Source organism: Phycicoccus avicenniae (genome assembly GCF_018139485.1).
GTDB classification, from domain to species: domain Bacteria; phylum Actinomycetota; class Actinomycetes; order Actinomycetales; family Dermatophilaceae; genus Phycicoccus; species Phycicoccus avicenniae.
The window spans coordinates 1-20,352 of sequence record NZ_JAGSNF010000011.1; the positions used below are offsets into that span (position 1 = coordinate 1).

A 20,352-nucleotide genomic window follows, 5' to 3' on the forward strand; every position below is an offset into this window, starting at 1 on the left:
CCCCCCGGCCGGGCGCGCCCCCCCCCCCCCCCCCCCCCCCCCCCCCCCCCCCCCCCGCCGGGGCCGGGGGGGGGGCGGCCGTCGGTGTGCCGGTAGGGTGGACGACGGAGAGCCGGGAAGCCTGGTCGGCAGTCGTCAACGCGCGCCCCGAGGGGTGTGAACGCCAGCCCCTGACGTGAGGAGCCCCTCGATGAGCCAGAAGACCTCCCCCGACGGCAACCGGATCCTGAACCGCCCGTCCTGGACCGAGGCGCAGTTCGTGACGAACGCGCTGCGCACGGAGACGATCGGCGGCGCCGTCCTCCTCGTCGCGGCGCTCCTCGCGATCATCATCGCCAACACCCCGGCCCGGGAGTTCTACTTCGACCTGCGCGACACCTACCTCGGCGTCGAGTGGGGCCACCTGCGACTCACGGTCGGGCACTGGGCCGCGGACGGCCTGCTCGCCATCTTCTTCTTCGTCGCCGGTCTCGAGCTCAAGCGCGAGTTCCTCGTCGGCGACCTCAAGAGCCCCCGCAAGGCGGCCGTCCCCGTCGTCGCCGCGTTCTGCGGCGTGCTCGTGCCGGCGATCGTCTTCACGATCACCGTGCTCGTCATGGGCGGCGGCGGCGACGCGCTGCGCGGCTGGGCCATTCCCACCGCCACCGACATCGCCTTCGCGCTCGCGGTCCTCGCCGTCATCGGCTCGAACCTGCCGTCGGCGCTGCGCTCGTTCCTGCTGACCCTCGCGGTCGTCGACGACCTCATCGCGATCACGATCATCGCGATCTTCTACACCTCCGACCTGCAGGTCATGCCGCTGCTCGTGGCCCTCATCCCGCTCGCGGCCTTCGCGTTCCTCACCCAGCGCCGGATCGGCGTCTGGTACCTGCTCATCCCGCTCGCGGCGCTCACGTGGGGCTTCGTCCACGCCTCCGGCGTCCACGCGACCGTCGCCGGGGTGCTGCTCGGCCTCGCGGTCCCGGTCAAGCCGCGCAAGCGCGGGGTGCCGAAGATCAGCACGATGCCCGCCGAGGAGGACGTCGCCCACCGGTTCGAGCACCGGATGCGGCCGATCTCCGCCGGCATCGCCATCCCCGTCTTCGCGTTCTTCAGCTCCGGCGTCTACTTCGTCGGCGGCGGCTTCGGCGAGACGATGCGCGACCCCGTCGCCATCGGCACGATCCTCGGACTCGTCGTCGGCAAGCTCATCGGTGTCCTCGGCGCGACGTACCTCATGTCGAAGTTCACGAACGCCGAGCTCGACGACGACCTCACGTGGTCCGACATCGCGGGGTTGGCCGTCCTCACGGGCGTCGGGTTCACGGTGTCCCTGCTCGTCGGCGAGCTCGCGTTCGGCGCGGGCTCCGAGCGTGACGAGCACGTCAAGCTCGGCATCCTCATCGGGTCCCTCACCGCGGCGGTCATCGCCTCGGTCATCCTCGGTCGGCGCAACAAGGTGTACGCCCGGCTCCACGAGAAGGAGTCCCGCGACGAGGACCAGGACGGGATCCCCGACGTGTACCAGCAGGACGAGGCGTCGGGCCAGGCCGGCAGTAAGTAAGGTCGGGCGTGACCGGCCGACCAGCGACGACAAGGCAGGGAAGCATGCCCCCCGAGAGCAACGAGCGCACCATCGGTCAGCTCGTGGCCGACGCGACCCACGACGTTCAGGCGATCGTGCGCAGCGAGATCGACCTCGCCAAGGCGGAGATCGCCGCCGGGGCCAAGGCGAAGGGGACCGGCATCGGCCTGTTCGCCGGGGCCGGCTTCGTCGCCCTGCTCGGGGTGATCTTCCTCTTCCACACCCTCGCGCGGGTCATCGCGATCTGGCTCCCGGTGTGGGCCGGCTACCTCGTCGTGACCGTCTTCATGTTCGTCGTCGCCGCGGTCGTCGGCCTCGTCGGGCTGCGCGTCTTCAAGTCCGCGAGCCCGACCCCCGAGAAGGCGATCCGCGAGGGCAAGGCGACGGTCGCCACCCTCAAGGGCGAGCAGCGCTGACGTCCCGCCGCCGGCCGTGTCAGGCGGCCCGGCAGTCCCCGGTGGCGACCGGGGACCGGACCCCGGCGGCGTCCCCGAGCACGGGGTCGATCTCGGCGAAGGTCAGCGCGTAGCCCGTCTGCTCGTCGTCGAGCGACGTCGCGAACACCATCCCGACGACGTCGCCGGACGCGTCGAGCACGGGCCCGCCCGAGGCGCCCTGGCGCACCGTCGCCCGCAGCGAGTAGATCTCCCGGACCGGCCCGGCGTCCCCGTAGATGTCGGCGCCACGGGCGTCGAGGACGTCGCGGACGCGCGCCGCGCCGACGTACAGCCCGGCGTCGCCCGGGAAGCCGGCGACGACGGCGTCGTCACCGTTCGCCAGGTCCTGCCCACGGTCCAGGGCCGGCGCCTCGAGCCCCGGGGCGGCGAGCACGGCGACGTCGCGGTCCGGGTCGAAGGCGACGACCTGGGCGTCGGTCTCGGGGCCCTCCCCGCCCACCTGGACCCGCACGCGGGAGGCGCCGGCGACGACGTGCGCGTTCGTCACGACGACGCCGGGCGCGGACACCCACCCGCTGCCCACCTGGGTGGCGCCGCAGCGGGTCGCGTCCGAGCGGACGTGGATGACCGAGCCCAGCGCCCGCGCGATGCGAGGGTCACCGGCCAGCGCCTCGTCCGGCGCGGGGACCGCCGAGATCGGCTCCGGCCCCAGGCCCTCGAAGACGCGGGGGAAGACGCTGCGGTCGAGCGCGCTCGTCACGTCGTCGACGACCCGCGACGCCTGCGGCGGGACGACGCCGTCGGCGGCCCGCACGACGGCCGACTGCCCGACGAGCACACGCAGGGCCATCGGCCCACCCGTGCGGACGGCGCCGGCGACCGCCCACAGGACGAAGACGGCGGCGAGCAGCACGGCGACGGCGCCGAGCGCGCTGTCGAGCGCCCGGTAGCCCGGGATGCGGACCGCCTGTCGGATCCGCGCCCCGACGACGAGGGCGACACCCTGGGCGAGGGTCGCGACGGCGAGCACGGCGAGGACGACGACGAGCACGCCGCCGGTCGAGGTGACGTCGACGGAGGTGTGCTGCTCCAGCAGGTCGGGGGCGAACCGGATCGCGACGTACGCGCCGCCGAGCAGGCCGAGGAGGCCGAGCACCGCGGCGACCGCGCCCTGGCGCCACCCGCTCGCCGCGTAGGAGAGCAGGACGAGGACGAGGACGACGTCGAGGACGGTCGAGCCGGTCACGTCCGCCCTCTGCCTCGTCCGTCGTGCGCGCCGTCCCCCGGGGTCATCGCGTCGGCGCCGCGCATCCACGGGGAGCGGACCCGGTCGGGCAGGTGGCGCTCGAGCGAGGTGTCCCACGGCTCGGTGACGCCCGCGAGCTCGAAGACGGCGTCGAGGAGCATCGCCGTGAAGCCCCAGACGAAGAGACCGCCGACCTCGAACCCGGGACCGCGGTAGGGCCCGAAGACGGCGGTGAACCGGTGGGCGGGGGCGAGGAGGTCCGCGACGGCGACCCTGTCGGCACGCTCGACCTCCGCGCGGTCGACGGCGCGGACGGGCCCGGGGACCCGCCACCAGCCGAGGACGGGCGTCACCGCGTGCCGGCTCGGCGCGAGGTACAGCGGGGGCAGGGCGGCCAGGACGTCGACGCTCGCGGGGTCGATGCCGACCTCCTCCTCGGCCTCGCGCAGAGCCGCGTCGACGGGGCCGGTGTCGACCGGCTCCTCCCGTCCCCCGGGGAAGGAGACCTGCCCGGGGTGGGAGCGCAGGGTGTGGGCGCGCTCGGTGAGGACGACGTCCGGGCGGCCCGGGCCGTGGACGTCGTCGCCCGGCCCGAAGAGGACGAGGACGGCGGAGCGGCGGGCGGCGTCCGGAGGTGGGGGGTGGTCGACGAACCACGGGTGGTCGCCGATGTCGTCGCGGCTCGCGAGGCCGGTCAGCCACGCGGGTGCCGAGGTCATGCGGGACATCGTAGGAAACGCGTCTGTGGTGGGCCTGGGAGCGGGCGGGCCCCGCCCTCAGACCTCGTCGGGGAGCGGACCGGGAGGCGGGACCGGTGCGGGCGCCCCCGGGGCCAGCTCGAACTTCAGCAGCGCGCGGGCCTTCCCGGGGTCGGTCTCGCCCTCGCCGAACGCCGGGCACCACCGGGTGACGGGGCAGGCCCCGCACGCCGGCTTGCGGGCGAAGCAGGTGCGCCGGCCGTGGAAGATGAGGACGTGGCTGAGCATCGTCCACTCCTTCCGCGGGACGAGCGCGGCGACGGCGGCCTCGACCTTGACCGGGTCGGTCTCGCTCGTCCAGCCCAGGCGGCGCACGAGCCGCCCGACGTGCGTGTCGACGGTGAGCCCGGGGACGTCGAAGGCGTTGCCGAGGACGACGTTCGCCGTCTTGCGACCCACGCCGGGCAGCGTGACGAGGTCCTCCCTCCGGCCCGGGACCTCACCCCCGAACCGCTCGACGACGGCCTGGGCCAGGGTGATGACCGAGTTCGTCTTCGCCCGGAAGAAGCCGGTGGGACGCAGCACCTCCTCCATCTCGGTGCGGTCGGCCGCGGCGAGCGCCTCGGCGGTGGGCCAGCGGGAGAAGAGCGTCGGGGTGACCGAGTTGACGGTGACGTCCGTCGTCTGGGCGGACAGGACCGTGGCGACGAGCAGCTGGAGCGGGGTCTCGAAGTCGAGCTCGCAGTGCGCGTAGGGGTACCGCTCGAGCAGGGCGCGGTAAGTGCGGCGGGCTCTTCGGGTGCGGGCGACGGGGGTCTCGTCACCGGTGGCGGCACGACGGACGGCGGCGGAGGGCGGGACGGGCACGCCGTCAGCCTACGGTCGGGCACCGACACGCCGGGGCCGGGCCGTGGCGCCCCAGGTGCGACCGGTGCGGCTCTGGCACACTGACCGCGTGGATCCCGAGATCGTGCGGAAGGCCCCGCTCCTGTCCCCCCTCGACGACCAGACGGCCCGGACCCTCATCGCGTCGATGAACCCGTCCCGGCTCGAGCGCGGCGACGTGCTGTTCCACGAGGGGGACCAGGGCGACCGGCTCTACGTCATCGCCGAGGGCAAGATCAAGCTCGGCCGCTCCAGCAGCGACGGGCGCGAGAACCTCCTCGCGATCCTCGGGCCGGGCGAGATGTTCGGCGAGCTGTCCCTCTTCGACCCGGGCCCGCGGACCGCGACCGCCACGGCCGTCGCCGAGACCCAGCTCGTCTCGATGGGCCACGAGCAGCTCAAGGAGTTCCTCGCCGAGCGGCCCGGCGTCGCCCTCACCCTCCTCGGCGCGCTCGCCCGGCGGCTGCGTCGGACGAACGACGTGCTCGCCGACCTCGTGTTCACCGACGTCCCCGGCCGCGTCGCCAAGGCGCTGCTCGATCTCGCCGGCCGGTTCGGGCGTCAGGTCGACGACGGCGTCATGGTCCCCCACGACCTCACCCAGGAAGAGCTCGCGCAGCTCGTCGGGGCCTCCCGCGAGACGGTGAACAAGGCGCTCGCCGACTTCGCCTCCCGCGGCTGGCTGCGCCTCGAGGCGCGCGCCGTCCTGCTCCTCGACGTCGACCGGCTGACCCGCCGCGCCCGCTGACGACCCCCGCGACGCGGCCGGGCGAGCGGGTCCGGCGTCCGTCGCGGTCACCGCCAGGCGACACCGAGGTGGTCGAGCTGGGCACGGATCGACATCCGCGCCGCCGGCCACACCTCCGACGGGACCTCGGCGTAGACCCGGCGCAGCACGCCCTCGACGGGGTCGTCCTCCCCGGCCGCCCCGTCCGCGAGGGCCTGGCGCACCTGCTCGAGCCGCTCGCGGCGGTGCACCCGGTAGACCTCGACCATCGCCGCGGCGTCCGGCACCGTCGGCCCGTGCCCCGGGAGGATCGTCGTCGCGCCGCCCTCGCCGGTGAGACCGCGGAGGCGCTCGAGGGAGTCGAGGTAGGCGCCCAGCTCGCCGTCGGGGTGGGCGACCACGGTCGTGCCGCGGCCGAGGACGGTGTCACCGGTGAGCAGGGCGGCGTCGGCCGGCAGGACGAGCGACACCGAGTCCGCCGTGTGGCCCGGCGTCGCGACGACGGCGACCTCGAGCCCGCCGACCCGCAGGACGTCCCCGTCGCCGAGGTCGTCGTGGCCCCCGCCGACGGCCCGGGTCGGGGCGCCGGACAGCCCGGCGAAGCGTGGCGCGCCGGCCGCGTGGTCGTGGTGGCCGTGGGTGAGGACGGTGAGACCGACGCGGGCCCCCCGCGACGCCACGTGGTCCAGGACCGCCCGCAGGTGCGACGCGTCGTCGGGGCCCGGGTCGACGACGACGGCCTCGGTCGCGCCGGGCTCGAGGAGCACCCAGGTGTTCGTCCCGTCGAGCGTCATCGGGCCGGGGTTCGGCGCGAGGACGCAGTGCGCCCGCGTGGTGACGGCACCCCCCGACCAGGGGTCGCGGGTCGAGGACGGCGGCGTCGCGGTCATCCCCCCAGTGTGCCGTCAGGGCCCGGACCCGTGGCACCGACGAGCCCGGGACCGGTGGCACCGACGGGCCCGGGACCGGGTCGCCCGCGGGCGCCACGTCCTGCCGGAGGTGGAGGCGCACCGGGCGCTCGCCGCGGCCCGGACGGCGCCCTTGCGGGCCTCACTACCTGTCCGCCCCGACCTCCGCGGGGAGCGGGGTGGGGTCCTCGACGAGGGCCGCGGCGTGCAGGAGGACCGGGTCGGACCCCGCGGCGCCGGTCAGCATCACGCCGACCGGCAGACCGTCCGCCAGCCCCGCGGGCACGGACACGGCGGGCAGGCCGACGAGGTTGGCGACGACGGTCCAGCAGTCGGTGTACGGCGCCAGCGCGGGGTCGGCGACCGCGGCATCCGTCGGCCCCTCGGGTGGGAAGGCGGGAGCCGTCGTCGGCATCGTCGGCGACAGCAGCACGTCGCACCGCGCGAGCGCGGCGGCGGTCTGCGCCCGCAACCGGTCCCGGACCGCCGCGGCCGCGGCGACCCGGTCGGGGTCCTCCGCGAGCGCCCGACCGAGCGCGACCCGACGGACGACCTCGGCGCCCGACCGGCCGGTGTCGACCCACGGCTCGAGGTGCGGCAGGCAGGCGAGGGAGGTGAGGACGAGGTATGCGTCGAGCGCGCGGGGCGCGTCGGGAACGCTCACCTCGACGACGTCCGCCCCGCCCGTGCGGCACCGCTCGACGGCGGCCCGGGCGGCGGCGACGACCCCCGGACGGTTGGGCGGCCCCATGAGCTCGCGGACGACCCCGACCCTCGACGGACGGCGGGGCGGCGCCCCCGGCGGGTCCGTGGTGAGGCCGGGCACCCGGCCGGCGAGGACCGCGAGCGCCCGGGCCGTCGTCGCCAGGTCGCCCGCGATGACCCCGACGCGGTCGCACGACGGGTCGAAGGGCACGACCCCGGCCACCGGGAGCAGACCCGGCGAGGGCGCCAACCCGACGACCCCGCACTGCGACGCCGGCTCGCGGACCGAGCCCCCGGTGTCGGTCCCCACGGCGAGGTCGGCGATACCGGCCGCGACCGCCGCGGCGCACCCGCCGGAGCTGCCGCCCGGGCTGTGGCCGTACGCCCACGGGTTGTGCGTCGGACCGTGGCAGGACGTGGCGGTCGAGGCGCCCATCGCGAGCTCGTCCATGTTGGCCCGACTAAATACGACCGCGCCGGCCTCCTTCAGCCGGGCGACGACGGGGGCGTCCCGCGCCGCCGCCCGGCCGTCGTGTGCCGGGGAGCAGCACGCGGTGGGCTGCCCGGCGACGTCGATGTTGTCCTTGACGACGGCGACGAGCCCGTGGAGCGGTCCGCGAGCCGCCTCGGGGAGCGCGTCGAGCTCCGCCGCCCGTGCGAGCGCCCCCGCGGCGTCGACGTGGACGAGGCTGCGCAGTCGCGGCTCGAGCGCCTCGACGAGGGCGAGCCGCGCCCGGACGACGCGCTCGACCGACCCCACGGGCACGGAGGCCACCGTCAGGTCTCCGGCCAGGTCCCGAGGACCCGGTCGGCCCGGACACCGCCGAGGTGCGCCGCGAGGATCCGCTGGTAGCCCAGCTCCTCGCGGGTCCGGGCGGCGGGCAGCCCTTCGACCCTCTCGTCGGCCCAGTATCCCTCCGGCACGAACGCCTCGGCACGCTGGGCCATGACGGCGGCGGTCCCCGACCCGTCGCCGAACTGTTCCTTGCGCCGCCACAGCACGTCGTCGGGCAGCCAGCCGGCGAACGCCTCGCGGAGCAGCGCCTTCTCCTGGGCCTGCTCGTGCCCGTCCTCGCCGAGGAGCTTCCACTCGACGGGGACCCGGCGGGCGACGTCGAGGACCTCGAGGGCGAGGAAGGGCACGCGCGCCTCGAGGCCGTGCGCCATGCTCACGCGGTCCGCCCGCTGGAGGTTGAGGTGGTGCAGCACGTCGACGCCGGTGACGAGCGCGGCGGCCAGCTCGTCGGCGGGCAGGCCGCGCAGGTGGTGGTAGCCGGCGAACAGCTCGTCGGCACCCTCGCCGGTGAGGACGACCTTGACGTGCTCGGCCGCGAGCGCCGAGAGCAGGTAGTTCGGGACGGCGCTGCGCACGAGGGACGGCTCGGCCGACTCGAGCGACCGGACGACCTCGGGCAGGACGTCGAGGACGTCGTCGCCGCCGTACACCCGCTCGTGGTGCTCGAGGCCGAGGTGGGCGGCGACCCGACGCGCGGCGGCGAGGTCGGGGCTGTCGGCCGTCCCCGCGGAGAAGGACCGAACGACCGTCCCCGGGGCGGCCTCCCGCGCCATGACGGCCGCGACGATGCTCGAGTCCAGCCCTCCGGAGAGGAAGACCCCGAGCGGGACGTCGGCCATCATCCGCTCGCGCACGGCGTCGACGACCGCCTCCCGGACGGCGGCGACCGCCGCCTCGCGGGTCCGGAACGGCGGGCGCACCCCGCCGCTGCCCGCCGGGTCGTCGTGGAGGTCGGTCGTCGGGCGCAGACCCTCCGCCGGGGTCCACGTGTGCCCGGCCGGGAACTCCTCGACGGCCGGTCGCCACTCCGGCGGGAAGGCACGCAGCTCGGACGCGGCGAGCATCCGGCCGCCCCGACGGGCCCAGTAGAGCGGCTTGATCCCGAGCGGGTCCCGGACGAGGACCACATCGCCGGCCGGTCCGACGACGCAGCCCGCGACCATCCCGCGCAGCCGGGCCACCCCGGCGGTGCCCCAGGCGGCGACGACGTGGAGCAGCACCTCGGAGTCGGACGCGGTCCGCAGCCGCCGGCCGTCCCCCGCGAGATCGGCCCTCAGCTCCTCGTGGTTGTAGACCTCGCCGTTGGCCACGACCCACCAGCCGTCGTCGGACGTCATCGGCTGGGCGCCGCCGTCGAGGTCGACGATCGCGAGGCGGGTGTGCCCGAGCCAGGTCGCACCCACCTGTCGCTCCCCGCGGCCGTCCGGCCCGCGGTGGGTCAGGGCGTCGAGCATCACGGCACCCGTGGCAGCGGCGTCGGGGGCGGCCGCCTCCGGCCGGGCGTCGTGGACGACGGCGATGCCGCACACGGGCGGTCCTCCTGTGGTGGGACGGGTCGGCGGTCAGGGCAGCCGGGTCACGAGGACGACGTCGTCGCCGTCCTCCACGAGCACGGGGGCGACGAGCGCGACCCGGGGCCGGTCGGCGAGGAAGGCCGCGACCGTGTCGAACCCGGCGAGCGCCTCGAGCGCCCAGACCTGCGGCGGCATGAGACGGACCTCGCCCGCGCGGGAGCGCTCGAGCGTGTCGGCGGGTCGGACCCAGCCGCCGCCGTCGGACTCACCGCTCGTCTCGGTCGCGGCCTGACCGTCCGGCATCGCGGCCGCGAGGAACCACGTGTCGTAGCGCCGTGTTTCGAAGGCGGGGGTCACCCAGTGACCGCGGACGGCGAGTCCCTCGACCGGGACCCGGACGCCGCACTCCTCCTCGACCTCACGGACCGCGGCGGCCACGAGCGACGCGGCCTCCGCGGGTCCGACCCCCATCTGCGCCGCGACCTCCGCCACCCCGGGGGTCCCGGGGTCGAGGGCAGCGTCCTGCGGGTCGACCCGCCCGCCGGGGAAGACGACCATCGACGGGGCGAACGCCATCGTCGCCGCCCGCCGCTGGACGTACACCTCGGGTCCCCCGGCGCCGTCGCGCACGAGCATGACCGTCGCCGCCGGCTCCGGGACCGCGCCCTCCGGCGAGCCGTCCGCGAGCCACGTCCGGGCCCGCTCGAGCATCCGGCCGCCGCGGACCGGGCGTCGCAGCTCGGCACCGGCCGGCGGGCCGCCCGGCTCAGTCCCGGACGTGGACGATCACCTCGACCTCGACGGGCGCGCCGAGCGGCAGCGCCGCCACCCCGACGGCCGACCGGGCGTGGACGCCGGCGTCGCCGAACACCTTCCCGAACAGCTCGCTCGCGCCGTCGACGACCCCCGGCTGGCCGGTGAAGGAGGGGTCGGAGGCGACGAAGCCGGTGACCTTGACGACCCGCTCGACGCGGTCGAGGTCGGGGACGACCGAGCGCACGGCCGCGATGGCGTTGAGGGCGCACACCGTGGCGAGCTGCCGGGCCCGGTCCGGAGCGACGAGCCCCACGAGCTCACCGACGGCACCGGTCTCCGGCAACGTCCCGTCGACGAGCGGCAGCTGCCCCGAGACGTACACCCGCGAGCCGTCGAGCACGGCCGGCACGTAGGACGCCAGCGGCGCCGCGACCTCGGGCAAGGTGAGCCCGAGGTCGGCGATCCGGTCCTCGACGGCACCCACCGCTCAGCCCTTCGGCCGCTTGAGGTAGGCCACGAGGTTGCCCTCGGGCATCGTGAGGACCTGGACGAGCTCCCAGCCGTCCTCACCCCACTGGTCGAGGATCTGCTTCGTCGCGTGGACGATGAGCGGCACGGTCGCGTACTCCCACTTCTGCATGGCCGCCACCCTAGCGCCGGGACCGCCGGCGGCTACGGTGGCGGGGATGAGCGACGAGCCCGAGATCCTCACCCGCGACGCCCGACGCCCCGACCGCACCGAGGTCACCGGTCCGGAGCAGACGGACGTCTACGACGTCTGGGAGCCCGAGCCCCACCGGGCCCGGGGCGTGACGGTGGCCCTCGTCCACGGCGGCTTCTGGCGGGAGAAGTACGACCGGGCCCACCTCGCCCCGCTCGCCACCGCCCTGGCCGCCGACGGCTTCCACGTCGCCAACCTCGAGTACCCCCGGACCGGGATGCCCGGAGGCGGGTGGCCCGGCACGGCGGACGCCCTGCGGGGCACCCTCGCCGCTGCACGCGCCGACACCGACCTCCCGGACCCGCTCGTCCTCGTCGGCCACTCCGCCGGGGGCCACCTCGTGACGTGGCTCGCGTCCGAGGACCGGGTCGAGGGCCTCCTCGGCGTCGTCGGCCTCGGTCCGGTCGTCGACCTCTCCACCGCCGACCGGCTGCACCTCGGGGACGACGCGGCGCGCGCCTTCCTGGGCGGGACCCCGGACGAGGTCCCGGACGCCTGGGAGGAGGCCGACCCCGCCCGCCAGCGGCTCACCGCCCCGGCGGCGCTGGTCTCCGGCGAGCGTGACGACGTCGTCCCGGCGGCGGTGGTCGAGGCCTACGCCGCGACGCGCGACGCCGAGACCCCACTGACGACCGCGACCGCCCGCGGCGCCGACCACTTCGACCTCGTCGACCCCGAGGCGCCCGCCTACCTCCTCGTCCTCGCCGAGATCGAGGAGCTCACCCTGCCCTGAGCGGGAGGCGACGCCGCCCTAGGCTGTGCCCATGGCCGGCCACCCGCTCGAGCGCGCGCTCGAGGGCGTCCGCCTCCACGTCGTCACCGGCAAGGGCGGGGTCGGGAAGACGACGGTCGCCGGCGCGCTCGCCCTGGCCCTCGCCCGCGGCGGACGACGGGTCCTCCTCGTCGAGGTCGAGGGACGGCAGGGGATCAGCCAGACCTTCGGCGTCCCACCGCTCGGCACCGAGGAGGTCCGGCTCGTCCAGACCGGCGGGACGGGCGGGCTGTGGGGCCTCTCGGTCGACGCCAAGGCCGCGCTCCTGGAGTACCTCCAGACGTTCTACAAGCTCGGTCGCGCCGGCGGCGCCCTCGAGCGGATGGGGGTCGTCGACTTCGCGACGACGATCGCGCCGGGGGTCCGCGACGTGCTGCTCACCGGCAAGGTCTACGAGGCCGTGGGCCGCACGACCGGCTCGCGGCGCGGCCGGGGCGACCCCGCCTGGGACGCCGTCGTCCTCGACGCCCCGCCCACCGGTCGGGTGGGTCGCTTCCTCGCCGTCAACGAGCAGGTCGCCCACCTCGCCCGCACCGGACCGATCCACACGCAGGCGCAGTCGATCACCCGGATGCTCCGCGACCGCCGCAGCGCCGTCCACCTCGTGACCCTCCTCGAGGAGATGCCCGTCCAGGAGACCGCCGACGCCGCCGCCGAGCTGTCCGCCGCGGGCTTCGGGCTCGGCGCCGTCGTCGTGAACCAGCTGCGCGAGCCGGTCGTGCCCGACCCCGTCCTGGACGTCGCCGCCACCGACCCGGACGCGCTCGCCGACCGGGTCCGCGGTGATCTCGCGACGGTCGGGGTGCGCTCCGGGGCCCGGACGGTCGGCGGTCTGCTGTCCGAGGCCGCCGACCACGCCGCCCGGATCCACCTCGAGCGCGACCTGCGGGCCGAGGTCGAGGCCCTCGGGCTGCCGGTCCTCGCGCTCCCGGTGCTGGCCGGCGGCCTCGAGGACGGCGGCGTGTCCGTCCTCGCCGACGAGCTGCGCGACCTCGGGGTGCGCTGATGGCCGCCCGCGACCGCGAGCCGTTCGACGTCGACGCCCTGCTCGCCGACGAGGGCACCGGCATCGTCGTGTGCTGCGGCTCCGGGGGGGTCGGCAAGACGACGACGGCGGCGGCCCTCGGGGTCCGGGCGGCCGAGGCGGGTCGGCACGTCGTCGTCCTCACGATCGACCCCGCGCGGCGCCTCGCGCAGTCCCTCGGCCTCACCGAGCTCGACAACACCCCGCGGCCCGTCGTCGGCGTCGGCGCGGAGGCGGGCGGGTCGCTCGACGCGATGATGCTCGACATGAAGCGGACCTTCGACGAGGTCGTGCTCGCCCACTCCACGCCCGAGAAGGCGCAGCAGATCCTCGACAACCCCTTCTACCAGGCGGTCTCCGGGTCCTTCGCCGGCACGCAGGAGTACATGGCGATGGAGAAGCTCGGCCAGCTGCGCGCGCAGGCCGAGCGTGACGGCACGTGGGACCTCGTCGTCGTCGACACCCCGCCGTCGCGCTCCGCCCTGGACTTCCTCGACGCCCCCAAGCGCCTCGGGTCCTTCCTCGACGGCCGCTTCATCCGGTTGCTCATGGCGCCGGCGAAGGCCGGTGGCCGGGCCTCGCTCAAGGTCTTCTCGTTCGGGGCCAACCTCGCGGCGACCACGCTGTCGAAGGTGCTCGGCGGACAGCTGCTCACCGACGTGCAGACCTTCGTCGCCGCCCTCGACACGATGTTCGGCGGCTTCCGCGAGCGGGCCGACGTCACCTACGCCCTCCTGAAGCAGCCACAGACGGCGTTCGTCGTCGTCGCGGCACCCGACCGGGACGCCCTGCGGGAGGCGACCTACTTCGTCGACCGCCTCGCCGCCGAGGGGATGCCGCTCGCGGGGGTCGTCGTCAACCGGATGCAGCGCCTGGCCTCCCCCGGGCTCTCCGGGCCGCGGGCGCTCGCCGCCGCCGAGGCCCTCGAGGACCGCGCGGACGACGAGGGGCCCGTGCCGACGGCCGCGCTGCTGCGGCTGCACGCGGCGCTCGCGGAGGTCGCGGTGCGGCACGAGGGCCGGGTCCGGCAGTTCGTCGCCGCCCACCCGGGCGTCCCCGTCGCGACGGTGCCGGCGGGGGCGACGGACGTCCACGACCTCGAGGGTCTGCGCGAGGTCGGCGCCGCCCTCGCCGAGGGCGGTCGCTGACGCGCCGGCTGCGACCCGGTCCCACCGCCACGACCACGCGTCGCCGGCCCCGCGACGGAAGAGGCCCCGGACCGCGTGCGGTCCGGGGCCTCTCGTCGTGCTGAGCCCCCGGGGGGGCCGACCGTCGCCATGCGTGGCTGCAGGGGTGCCGCGCACGGCTGCAGGGGGTGGTCGGCCCCGCCGGGGAGATCGTGGGTCAGGCGATGGCGCCCTCCGCGCTCCGGGCCTTGGCGGAGGCCAGGATCGCGGTCCAGGACCGCACGTCGGGCCGGCGGCGGAGAAGGGCCCGGCGCTCGCGCTCGGTCATCCCTCCCCAGACGCCGAACTCGGTGCGGTTGTCGAGTGCGTCCGCGAGACATTCCGCGACGACGGGGCACCCCTTGCAGACGACCTTGGCGGCGCGCTGGGCCTTGCCCTGGACGAAGAGAGCGTCCGGGTCGGTGCCCGCGCAGCGCCCGAGCGGAGCCCACTCCTCGACCCAGGTGGTGTCGGCGGGCTTCGCCGTCGTGTGGATCGTCATGTGCACCTCGTTCCTCGGTCCCTGCGGTTCGGTGCCCCACCGGTCGGTGGGAACACTGACGAACCTACGTGTCCCCCACGTCACACCGGTATCGTCCGAAACGGTCGTGCGGCCCACCGTTCGGTGGAGCCATCGGCCGAACGGACGATGCGGCCGACCTGCGGTCTCACGGGCCCGCCACCCTGGCCAGGCGGTCTGAGAGACCCTGAGAACCCTGCTCCGCGGGTTCGCGACCCCCCGGGGGTCGCGGGTTACCCTGTCGTGTATGGACGGTCGCGCCCAGAACATCCCCGCCGTGCTCAGGCTCCTCCTCGGACTCGTCGTGCTGAGCACGGTCGCCGGCCTGCTCATGGCCGGCATCGCCGTCCCCGCCATCGGGGCGACCGGGCAGGCCGCCAAGGGCGGTGTCGAGTACTTCAACGAGCTCCCCGACGAGTTCGAGGTCTCCCCGCTCGCGCAGCAGTCCCGGATCCTCGACGCGGACGGCAACCTCATCGCCAACCCGTACGACGAGAACCGGATCATCGTCCCGCTGAAGAAGATCAGCAAGCACATGCGCAACGCGCAGATCGCCATCGAGGACGCCCGGTTCTACGAGCACGGTGGCCTCGACCTGCGCGGCCTCACCCGCGCCGTCGTCTCCAACGCCCAGGGCGGGGAGATCCAGGGCGCCTCGACCCTCACCCAGCAGTTCGTCAAGGTCACCCTCCAGGAGCAGGCGCTGCGGCAGGGCGACGAGGAGGCCGCGCAGGCCGCGACGGCGGAGACCTACTCCCGCAAGCTCCAAGAGCTGAAGTACGCGGTCAACGTCGAGGAGCAGTTCACCAAGGACCAGATCCTCGAGGGCTACCTCAACCTCGTCTACTACGGCGACCAGGCCTACGGCGTCGAGGCCGCCGCCATCAACTACTTCGGCACCAAGGCGAGCAAGCTGACCGTCGGCCAGGCGGCGATGCTCGCCGGCATCGTCCAGCAGCCGACCCGCTTCAACCCCGTGCTCAACCCGGAGAACGCCAAGGCCCGGCAGGCGATCGTGCTCGACCGGATGGTCGACCTCGACATGATCACCGAGGAGCGCGCGCAGCAGGCCAAGGACTACCCGATCACGAAGCTCATCAAGAAGCAGCCGGTCAAGGGTGTCTGCCACCGCTCGTCCGAGCCGTACTTCTGCGCCTACGTCATGGCCTACCTCCAGCACTCGCCGCAGCTGGCGGCCCTCGGGGACACCCCAGAGGAGCGCCTCAAGCGGATCAACCAGGGTGGCCTCACCATCCGCACGACCCTCGACCCGCGGATGCAGGAGATCTCCCAGGCCGAGATCGAGCGCGCCGTGCCGGTCGGCAACCGGAGCAACCTCGGCGGGGCGACGTCGGTCGTCGAGCCGGGGACGGGCAAGGTGCTCGCGATGGCCCAGGCCAGCGACTTCGCCGACAACCAGACGAACGTCAACGTCGACCAGGTCTACGGCGGCCCGCGGTACGGCTACCAGTTCGGGTCCACCGCGAAGGTCTTCGGCATGATCCAGGCCCTCGAGGACGGGATGCCGATGAACGGCGAGATCTACGTCCCGTACGCGAGCGTCCAGGACGCTCACAGCTTCGACGGCGACGACGTCATCGGCGTCCCGTGCGGGGCCAACGAGGCGTGGGAGGTCAAGAACGACTACGGCATCGGCGGGCGGCAGATGAGCCTGTCCGAGGGCATCTCGAAGTCGATCAACACCTGGGCCGCGCAGCTGACGATCGACGTCGGGCCCTGCAAGGTGCTCGACCTCATGACGAAGATGGGCGTCCACCAGGCCAACGGCGACGAGATCGGCGGCGGGGTGTCCAACGCGACCCTCGGGTCCGGGACGACGACGCCGCTCAGCCTGGCGACGGCCTACGCGACGATCGCGGCCGAGGGCAAGCGCTGCGACCCGAGCCCCATCGTCTCGATCACGACCCCCGACAAGGAGGAGATCGAGGTCCCGAAGATCGAGTGCGAGCAGGTCATCTCCCCCGACACCGCGAACGCGGCCGCCGAGCTCATGGAGGGCACCCTGCGCGACGGCGGGACGGCCGACGGGCTGTGGAACGTCGACGAGCGCCCGGCCGCCGGCAAGACCGGAACGACCGAGAAGCACAACCAGTCGTGGTTCGCCGGGTTCACCCCGCAGCTGTCGACCGCCGTGTGGATCGGGAACGTCCAGGTGACGGACGACAACCAGCGGCTGCTCTCGCTCAACGGCAAGTGCTTCGGCGACTACGGCTGCTTCGCCGACGTCTTCGGCGGGACCGTCTCGGCCCCCGTGTGGTCCGCCACGATGAAGCGGCTCAGCGAGGGGATGGACGTCAAGAACTTCCCGTCGCCGAGCGAGAAGGCCCGCAACGGCGACCTCAAGGCGATCCCCAACGTCTACGCCCGCAGCCTCGACTCCGCCCGGCAGATCCTCGAGGACGCCGGCTTCCAGATGCAGACCCTCGCGACGATCGACAGCGACGCCCCCCAGGGCACCGTTGCCGGCACGTCGCCGCGGGGCGAGGCCCTCGACGGCTCGACCGTCGGCGTCTACGTCTCCGATGGCTCCGCCCCCGCTCCCGCTCCCCAGCCGCAGAACGACGGCGGCGGGGGTGACGGTGGCGGTGGCGATCGTCCCGGACGCGGTAACGGCGGCGGTGGCGGCAACGGCGGCGGCCCGGACACCCCGCCCCCCGCGGACGACTGACGCCCGCACCTGCGACGAGGGCCCCCGAGCAGCTGCTCGGGGGCCCTCGTCGCGTCCGCGCGGGTCGTCAGCCCGCCAGGGTGCGCCGCACGATCGCAGCGACCCGGCCGCCGTCGGCCCGGCCCGCGACCTCCTTCTGGGCCACGCCCATGACCCGGCCCATGTCCTGCATCCCGCTCGCCCCGGTCGTCCCGACGGCCCGCGCGACGATCGCCTCGAGCTCGGCGTCGTCGAGCTGGGCCGGGAGGTAGCCCTCGAGGACCGCGAGCTCGGCGTCCTCGGCCTCGGCGAGCTCGGGACGACCGGCGTCGCGGTAGGCGGTCGAGGCCTCCTTGCGCTTCTTGGCCTCCTTGGCGAGGACCTTGAGGACCTCGTCGTCGTCCAGCTCCCGGGCCTCGTCCCCGGCGACCTCGGCGGTGGTGACGGCGGTCAGCGCCATCCGCAGCGTCGAGGAGCGCACCTTGTCCTTCGCGCGCATCGCGTCGTGCAGGTCGTGCTGGATCTGGGCCTTGAGGCTCGTCCCGTTCATGCTCGCAGTGTCCCACCCGCCGGCGGACGTCGGCACCCGGGTTCCGGGCGGACCAGCGACGGCTTGGGACGTGCCGCCCCGTTTGCGAGGATGGCGGGATGGACACCACGCGCGCCCTGCTTCGCACCGCGGGGGTCGTCGTCGGCGCCGGCGTCACGGGAGTGGCGTACGCGGGGCTCGTCGAGCGGACGTGGTTCGCCCTGCGTCGCGTCGCCGTCCCCGTCCTGCCGCCCGACTCCTCGCCCGTGCGGGTCCTCCAGGTGTCCGACCTGCACCTCACCCCCGGACAGCGGACGAAGGTCGAGTGGGTGCGCTCGCTGGCCCGGCTGCGCCCGGACTTCGTCGTCAACTCGGGGGACAACCTCGCCCACCCCCGGGCGGTGACCCCGCTGCTCGAGGCGATGGACCCGCTCCTCGCCTTACCCGGCGCCTTCGTCCTGGGGTCGAACGACTACTTCGCCCCGGTGCCGAAGAACCCCGCCCGCTACCTCACGAAGAACTACGCCCTAGCGCCGAAGACGCGCGGGGACCTCCCGACCGGCGAGCTCGTGGCCGGTCTCGAGGCCGGGGGCTGGACCGACCTCGACAACGTCCGGTCGGTCGTGACGATGGGCGAGCACCGCGTCGAGCTCGTCGGGGTGGACGACCCGCACGTCGACTTCGACGACTACGACGCGGTCGCCGGCCCCGCCCGGGACGACGTGTCCCTCACGATGGGCCTCGTCCACGCGCCGTACCAGCGGGTGCTCGACGCGATGACCGCCGACGGCGCCTCCCTCGTCCTCGCCGGGCACACCCACGGCGGCCAGCTCGCGGTGCCTTTCCACGGAGCGCTCGTCACGAACTGCGACCTCGACACCGGCCGGGCGAAGGGGGTGTCCCGCTGGTGGCCGGGCGCGGGGACGGCCGGGCGCCGGGGGCGGGTCCTGCCGTCGTCGCAGGCCCCCGCCGACGCCGCGTGGCTGCACGTCTCGGCCGGTCTCGGCACGTCGCCGTACGCGCCGGTCCGCTTCGCGTGCCGGCCCGAGGCGACCCTGCTCACCCTCCTCCCCCGCGACCCCGACCGGCCCGCCTGACGGCTCCGGCCGGCCGCCTCGGACCGATTTCGGGAGCGCCGGGGTGGTCGGCTATTCTCGGGTGTTGCTGCGGCCGGAGGGCCTCGGCGACATGTCACGGGGTGTGGCGCAGCTTGGTAGCGCGCTTCGTTCGGGACGAAGAGGTCGCAGGTTCAAATCCTGTCACCCCGACCGTGACGACGAGGGCCCTGGCCGGCGGAGACGCAGGTCAGGGCCCTCGGCACGTCCACCCCGGACCTGCCCGGCGGCGCGGGCGTGCTCGACGGCACGAACCGCCGTCTCACGAACGGGCGCGGCGACGGCCCCTGGTCATGACCTCGTGGGTCTCCTGGGAGCTCAGTGCACGCGTGGGCAGGGTCGTGAGCGTCTCGCGGTCGGTCCTGATGCCGTCGAGGAAGAGCGCGAGGTAGCGGCGGTACAGGTCGGGCGCGAGCACCTGGGTGCGCTCCATGACGGTCGAGAGCGCGAGCTGGACGAAGATGAGGTCGCTCTGGTCCAGGTCCGGCCGGACGACCCCGGCCGCCTTGGCCCGCTCGACGATCTCGGTGACGATCGGGGCGATCCGCTCGCGGACCTCGTCGACCCGGGCGTCCCCGAGCACTGGGTTGTTCATCATCTCGGCCAGCCCCCGGTCGCCGTGCTGGAGCGCGAGCGCACCCTCGAGGAAGTGCACCACCCCGTCCCAGGGGTCGGGGTCGGCCGCCGCCTCGCGCGCGACGTCCTCGACGCCGGCCATGCGCTCCTCCAGGAGGGCGTCGATGACCTCCTCCTTGTTCGCGAACCGGCGGTAGGCCGTCCCGACCCCTACGCCGGCGTGGTGCGCGATGTCGTTGAGGGTGACCTCGAGGCCGCGCTCGGCGAACAGGTCGCTCGCGGCCCGCAGCAGCCGCTCGCGGTTCGCGGCGGCGTCCTTGCGGAGCGGGGGGTGCGCACGGTCTCCGTCGGACATGTCGTCACGGTACATCAAGCGGATATGGAATATCCGCTTGCCTGCTAGCGTAGAACCAAGCGGATGGAACGTATCCACTTGATCACGTCGACGCGAACGGACCGTGGGCACCGCGCTGGCCCCGGCGACCGAGGCGACCCGCACCACGAGAGAAGAGGACCACCATGAAGTACACCAAGAGCGGCAACCAGACCTTCCCCGGACCGGAGCAGACGTTCACCGGCACCGTGTTCGTCGACGGGATCCGCACCCCCGACGAGCAGTCCGCCGTCGGCTGCGCCCACGTCCGCTTCGCCCCCGGGGCCCGCACCGCATGGCACCACCACCCCAAGGGGCAGACCCTGTACGTCACCGACGGTATCGGCCTCGTCGCCCGCCGCGGCGGTGAGGTGCAGGAGATCCGCCCTGGCGACGTCGTCTACATCGAGCCCGGCGAGGAGCACTGGCACGGCGCCACCGCCGAGCGGTTCATGTCCCACGTCGCCATCCAGGAGGCCGACGAGAACGGCGACGTCGTCACGTGGCTGGACCACGTCACCGACGAGGAGTACGGCGCCTGAGCGCCGCGACCCCGACCCCCACACCACCGCGAAGGAGACCGCACGATGCTCGACGAGACCTACACCCTGTCCAACGGGGTCACGATCCCCAAGCTCGGTCTGGGGACCTGGTTCATCGACGACGACCAGGCCGCCCAGGCGGTCCGGGA

At 74.5% G+C, this 20,352-nt stretch carries 21 protein-coding genes and 1 tRNA gene; 10 read left to right on the forward strand and 12 right to left on the reverse strand.

Annotated features, from left to right (window positions below; genetic code table 11):
• Nucleotides 1–190 precede the first annotated feature (190 nt).
• The gene (gene nhaA, locus KC207_RS08860) at nucleotides 191–1,543 is read left to right on the forward strand and encodes a Na+/H+ antiporter NhaA (protein ID WP_211602662.1); all 1,353 of its coding nucleotides are present in this window, start codon (nucleotides 191–193) and stop codon (nucleotides 1,541–1,543) included.
• Nucleotides 1,544–1,587: 44 nt separating this feature from the next.
• Nucleotides 1,588–1,980, forward strand: a complete 393-nt coding sequence (locus KC207_RS08865; protein ID WP_211602663.1) for a phage holin family protein — start codon at nucleotides 1,588–1,590, stop codon at nucleotides 1,978–1,980.
• Nucleotides 1,981–1,999: 19 nt separating this feature from the next.
• Here the strand turns inward: KC207_RS08865 and KC207_RS08870 are convergent, their stop codons facing one another.
• The 3 genes from KC207_RS08870 to nth are packed head-to-tail and all read right to left on the reverse strand — an operon-like array spanning nucleotide 2,000 to nucleotide 4,773.
• The gene (locus tag KC207_RS08870) at nucleotides 2,000–3,208 is read right to left on the reverse strand and encodes a MarP family serine protease (protein WP_211602664.1); all 1,209 of its coding nucleotides are present in this window, start codon (nucleotides 3,206–3,208) and stop codon (nucleotides 2,000–2,002) included.
• Entirely contained in the window at nucleotides 3,205–3,927 is a 723-nt protein-coding gene (locus KC207_RS08875) for an NUDIX hydrolase (protein ID WP_249138655.1), read from the reverse strand. The genes KC207_RS08870 and KC207_RS08875 overlap by 4 nt, the downstream gene beginning before the upstream one ends.
• A gap of 57 nt (nucleotides 3,928–3,984) precedes the next feature.
• Nucleotides 3,985–4,773, reverse strand: a complete 789-nt coding sequence (gene nth / locus KC207_RS08880) for an endonuclease III (protein ID WP_211602666.1) — start codon at nucleotides 4,771–4,773, stop codon at nucleotides 3,985–3,987.
• Between the two features lie 88 nt (nucleotides 4,774–4,861).
• Between nth and KC207_RS08885 the strand changes: the two genes are divergently transcribed.
• Nucleotides 4,862–5,539, forward strand: coding sequence for a Crp/Fnr family transcriptional regulator (locus KC207_RS08885; protein ID WP_282958963.1), 678 nt, complete (start codon nucleotides 4,862–4,864; stop codon nucleotides 5,537–5,539).
• A gap of 47 nt (nucleotides 5,540–5,586) precedes the next feature.
• On the opposite strand, the gene KC207_RS08890 is transcribed toward KC207_RS08885, so the two are convergent.
• From KC207_RS08890 to sp36, 6 genes are all read right to left on the reverse strand, one after another.
• Nucleotides 5,587–6,408: an MBL fold metallo-hydrolase gene (locus KC207_RS08890; RefSeq protein ID WP_211602667.1), complete on the reverse strand. Its 822-nt coding sequence runs from the start codon at nucleotides 6,406–6,408 to the stop codon at nucleotides 5,587–5,589.
• Nucleotides 6,409–6,571: 163 nt separating this feature from the next.
• Nucleotides 6,572–7,897, reverse strand: a complete 1,326-nt coding sequence (locus tag KC207_RS08895; protein ID WP_211602668.1) for an amidase — start codon at nucleotides 7,895–7,897, stop codon at nucleotides 6,572–6,574.
• A gap of 11 nt (nucleotides 7,898–7,908) precedes the next feature.
• Nucleotides 7,909–9,456: an asparagine synthase (glutamine-hydrolyzing) gene (gene asnB, locus KC207_RS08900; protein WP_211602669.1), complete on the reverse strand. Its 1,548-nt coding sequence runs from the start codon at nucleotides 9,454–9,456 to the stop codon at nucleotides 7,909–7,911.
• Nucleotides 9,457–9,489: 33 nt separating this feature from the next.
• On the reverse strand, nucleotides 9,490–10,152 hold the full coding sequence (locus KC207_RS08905; protein WP_211602670.1) for an NUDIX hydrolase: 663 nt from the start codon (nucleotides 10,150–10,152) through the stop codon (nucleotides 9,490–9,492).
• 55 nt (nucleotides 10,153–10,207) lie between these two features.
• Nucleotides 10,208–10,681, reverse strand: a complete 474-nt coding sequence (locus KC207_RS08910; RefSeq protein ID WP_211602671.1) for a RidA family protein — start codon at nucleotides 10,679–10,681, stop codon at nucleotides 10,208–10,210.
• A gap of 3 nt (nucleotides 10,682–10,684) precedes the next feature.
• Nucleotides 10,685–10,837: a Sp36 family protein gene (gene sp36, locus KC207_RS08915; protein ID WP_211602672.1), complete on the reverse strand. Its 153-nt coding sequence runs from the start codon at nucleotides 10,835–10,837 to the stop codon at nucleotides 10,685–10,687.
• A 46-nt stretch (nucleotides 10,838–10,883) separates the two neighbouring features.
• On the opposite strand from sp36, the gene KC207_RS08920 reads away from it, so the two are divergent.
• The 3 genes from KC207_RS08920 to bagB are packed head-to-tail and all read left to right on the forward strand — an operon-like array spanning nucleotide 10,884 to nucleotide 13,862.
• Nucleotides 10,884–11,651 (forward strand): alpha/beta hydrolase, encoded by a 768-nt coding sequence (locus tag KC207_RS08920; RefSeq protein WP_211602673.1) that lies wholly within the window; start codon nucleotides 10,884–10,886, stop codon nucleotides 11,649–11,651.
• A gap of 31 nt (nucleotides 11,652–11,682) precedes the next feature.
• Nucleotides 11,683–12,696 (forward strand): ATPase BagA, encoded by a 1,014-nt coding sequence (bagA, locus tag KC207_RS08925; protein ID WP_211602674.1) that lies wholly within the window; start codon nucleotides 11,683–11,685, stop codon nucleotides 12,694–12,696.
• The gene (gene bagB, locus KC207_RS08930; RefSeq protein ID WP_211602675.1) at nucleotides 12,696–13,862 is read left to right on the forward strand and encodes an ArsA family ATPase; all 1,167 of its coding nucleotides are present in this window, start codon (nucleotides 12,696–12,698) and stop codon (nucleotides 13,860–13,862) included. Before bagA ends, bagB begins: the two co-directional genes overlap by 1 nt.
• A 196-nt stretch (nucleotides 13,863–14,058) precedes the next feature.
• On the opposite strand, the gene KC207_RS08935 is transcribed toward bagB, so the two are convergent.
• Nucleotides 14,059–14,382: a WhiB family transcriptional regulator gene (locus KC207_RS08935; protein ID WP_211602676.1), complete on the reverse strand. Its 324-nt coding sequence runs from the start codon at nucleotides 14,380–14,382 to the stop codon at nucleotides 14,059–14,061.
• 265 nt (nucleotides 14,383–14,647) lie between these two features.
• Here KC207_RS08935 and KC207_RS08940 point away from each other — a divergent pair, with 265 nt between their 5' ends.
• Nucleotides 14,648–17,089 (forward strand): penicillin-binding protein, encoded by a 2,442-nt coding sequence (locus KC207_RS08940; RefSeq protein ID WP_211602677.1) that lies wholly within the window; start codon nucleotides 14,648–14,650, stop codon nucleotides 17,087–17,089.
• Between the two features lie 67 nt (nucleotides 17,090–17,156).
• On the opposite strand, the gene KC207_RS08945 is transcribed toward KC207_RS08940, so the two are convergent.
• Complete coding sequence (locus KC207_RS08945) at nucleotides 17,157–17,618, reverse strand: GatB/YqeY domain-containing protein (RefSeq protein WP_211602678.1); 462 nt, start codon at nucleotides 17,616–17,618, stop codon at nucleotides 17,157–17,159.
• A 98-nt stretch (nucleotides 17,619–17,716) separates the two neighbouring features.
• Here KC207_RS08945 and KC207_RS08950 point away from each other — a divergent pair, with 98 nt between their 5' ends.
• Entirely contained in the window at nucleotides 17,717–18,694 is a 978-nt protein-coding gene (locus KC207_RS08950) for a metallophosphoesterase (RefSeq protein WP_211602679.1), read from the forward strand.
• 97 nt (nucleotides 18,695–18,791) lie between these two features.
• Nucleotides 18,792–18,865 (forward strand) — tRNA-Pro (locus KC207_RS08955).
• Between the two features lie 109 nt (nucleotides 18,866–18,974).
• Here the strand turns inward: KC207_RS08955 and KC207_RS08960 are convergent.
• Nucleotides 18,975–19,643, reverse strand: a complete 669-nt coding sequence (locus KC207_RS08960) for a TetR/AcrR family transcriptional regulator (protein ID WP_211602680.1) — start codon at nucleotides 19,641–19,643, stop codon at nucleotides 18,975–18,977.
• A gap of 164 nt (nucleotides 19,644–19,807) precedes the next feature.
• Between KC207_RS08960 and KC207_RS08965 the strand changes: the two genes are divergently transcribed.
• The gene (locus KC207_RS08965; protein WP_211602681.1) at nucleotides 19,808–20,203 is read left to right on the forward strand and encodes a (R)-mandelonitrile lyase; all 396 of its coding nucleotides are present in this window, start codon (nucleotides 19,808–19,810) and stop codon (nucleotides 20,201–20,203) included.
• The last annotated feature ends 149 nt before the right edge of the window (nucleotides 20,204–20,352 follow it).

What these genes read in the sequence shown, in the direction of transcription:
- KC207_RS08905 (WP_211602670.1), bottom strand. Translation starts at nt 10,152, where the DNA reads ATGCTCGAGCGGGCCCGGACGTGGCTCGCGGACGGCTCGCCGGAGGGC.
- KC207_RS08865 (WP_211602663.1), top strand. Translation starts at nt 1,588, where the DNA reads ATGCCCCCCGAGAGCAACGAGCGCACCATCGGTCAGCTCGTGGCCGAC.
- KC207_RS08950 (WP_211602679.1), top strand. Translation starts at nt 17,717, where the DNA reads ATGGACACCACGCGCGCCCTGCTTCGCACCGCGGGGGTCGTCGTCGGC.
- bagA (WP_211602674.1), top strand. Translation starts at nt 11,683, where the DNA reads ATGGCCGGCCACCCGCTCGAGCGCGCGCTCGAGGGCGTCCGCCTCCAC.
- KC207_RS08945 (WP_211602678.1), bottom strand. Translation starts at nt 17,618, where the DNA reads ATGAACGGGACGAGCCTCAAGGCCCAGATCCAGCACGACCTGCACGAC.
- KC207_RS08875 (WP_249138655.1), bottom strand. Translation starts at nt 3,927, where the DNA reads ATGACCTCGGCACCCGCGTGGCTGACCGGCCTCGCGAGCCGCGACGAC.
- KC207_RS08920 (WP_211602673.1), top strand. Translation starts at nt 10,884, where the DNA reads ATGAGCGACGAGCCCGAGATCCTCACCCGCGACGCCCGACGCCCCGAC.
- KC207_RS08935 (WP_211602676.1), bottom strand. Translation starts at nt 14,382, where the DNA reads ATGACGATCCACACGACGGCGAAGCCCGCCGACACCACCTGGGTCGAG.
- nhaA (WP_211602662.1), top strand. Translation starts at nt 191, where the DNA reads ATGAGCCAGAAGACCTCCCCCGACGGCAACCGGATCCTGAACCGCCCG.
- bagB (WP_211602675.1), top strand. Translation starts at nt 12,696, where the DNA reads ATGGCCGCCCGCGACCGCGAGCCGTTCGACGTCGACGCCCTGCTCGCC.
- KC207_RS08940 (WP_211602677.1), top strand. Translation starts at nt 14,648, where the DNA reads ATGGACGGTCGCGCCCAGAACATCCCCGCCGTGCTCAGGCTCCTCCTC.
- KC207_RS08890 (WP_211602667.1), bottom strand. Translation starts at nt 6,408, where the DNA reads ATGACCGCGACGCCGCCGTCCTCGACCCGCGACCCCTGGTCGGGGGGT.
- sp36 (WP_211602672.1), bottom strand. Translation starts at nt 10,837, where the DNA reads ATGCAGAAGTGGGAGTACGCGACCGTGCCGCTCATCGTCCACGCGACG.
- KC207_RS08960 (WP_211602680.1), bottom strand. Translation starts at nt 19,643, where the DNA reads ATGTCCGACGGAGACCGTGCGCACCCCCCGCTCCGCAAGGACGCCGCC.
- KC207_RS08965 (WP_211602681.1), top strand. Translation starts at nt 19,808, where the DNA reads ATGAAGTACACCAAGAGCGGCAACCAGACCTTCCCCGGACCGGAGCAG.